General features: G+C 42.3%; 1 protein-coding gene. It reads right to left on the bottom strand.

Annotated features, from left to right (window positions below; genetic code table 11):
• A partial coding sequence (locus ACFE90_RS09845; protein ID WP_375499986.1) for a DUF4347 domain-containing protein occupies positions 1-684 on the bottom strand: 684 nt, incomplete at its 3' end.
• Positions 685-1642: the final 958 nt, after the last annotated feature.

The raw sequence follows: 1642 nt of genomic DNA, 5'->3' as shown, positions 1-1642 counted from the left end.
GTCTTCGGTTAAGACACCACTGCCATTGTTTTTGTACAGTTTACTGATGAAGTTGTCGTTGTTGTCGCTGCCGGTGAGGATAAGGTCGAGTTTGCCATCGCCACTGTAATCTCCCCACGCTACGGAGCTAAGGTATACACCAGGCAAAGATACAGAATTATCAGCGTCGAGGGAGGGACTGAGGATACCAGCATAGGCACTTTGGGTACTTGGGGTAATCGCTAAGGGGGCATCAATCACTCCTATTTTCATTTCCAAAATCCAATTGCCGCCCAAATTAGCATTCCCAGTTAAAGTGACAGAAGCAGCAATATTTGACCCTGTTAACTGGTGCAATTTATTAACAAATTCTTCCCCCGCATCTGTGGCTGCAACATTACAACCGTAGAGCATCAAAGTCAACCCATCTCTTGACCAACTTTGCAACTGAGATGTGTAAATATTCAGGGTATCAAGACTAAGCTGACTGTTACCCAAATACAGACAACCTGGTGAACCGTGAGAAACAATATGAACTGTATTAACCTCTGAACGGTGTTGCAGAATTTGGGTAATTTGGGCTACACCATCTTGCTCACCAGAAAGGACATACGCTTCAATACCAGGTAAAGCCCCCTGCAATAAAGTCTCAATGTCATTAACAGTCGCATCAATAAAAAGCAGTTGAGTTGGTTTGTAATTCATAATTGTAAAAAATTTTTGGTTTACTGTTTAAATGTTGCGTTGCTGACTTTTTAGTATTTAAAAGCACATATAAATAGCATCTTGATTCTTTGTAGAACAAAAACAAAGACTACACAATTGCTATGGTTATCTAACAATGAAAATCTTTAACTAAATAAACCTAAAACCCTTAGTTTATCTAGCATCAGTCTCTAAATTACAAGTTTTTAAGAGTAGTTTGAAAAGGCATTTTTGTTACCCATTGAGAATATAACAACATTTATTTAAAATCTATTCGGTATAAACACTTAAAAAACATCGATGTTCCTTATATGTTCTGAGTCTGGCTTGAGACAACTATAGGACTTAGGTACTGAAGCCGGAAACGTAGATCCCCTAGAACACACTCTCTCTCGACGCAATTTACGTCGAATAGCCTAAAGAAACCTCACCCTGGTTCTGCTACGCAAAACCTGTCCCTCTCCTTGGTAAGGCTACGGTGTACACACAAGTCAAATTACCCCCCCCTTAATCCCCCCGATTGGGGGGAAACAAGAAATCCAGTTCTCTTTCCAATGCATCGGGGAGCCACTGCGGTCTTGGGGTTTCCCCAAGTGGAGCAAGTGGCGTGAGGGTTAGGGTGGGGTAAAGCCCAGATTTATCAAGAAAGGCAGAGGGCAGCTATGCTGAAGGCAGAAGGGATTTATCCCTTCACGGAAAAGCCCGAACCGTCTGCGCGACCGGAGGGAGCAAGGGTTTAAGACCCCCACCAAATTTTCAATTTGGTGGCTTTCGTCATGGTAGGTTTTGAATCTCCATCTGAACGAAACCTTCTGCCCTCAGCAAGAACTGCCTTCTGCCTTCTTCAATACAAATATTTTTAATTGCTTTATGTAAATTCTTGGAGGTTGCCCGAATTCAATCAACGACTGCCCGAATTCAATAAACGACTGCCCGAATTCAATAAACGACTGCCCGA

The sequence above is a fragment of the uncultured Nostoc sp. genome (assembly GCF_964245445.1).
Lineage (GTDB): Bacteria > Cyanobacteriota > Cyanobacteriia > Cyanobacteriales > Nostocaceae > Nostoc.
The sequence above is the reverse complement of the archived record's forward strand: the minus strand, read 5'-3'. Positions and strand labels throughout refer to the sequence as shown.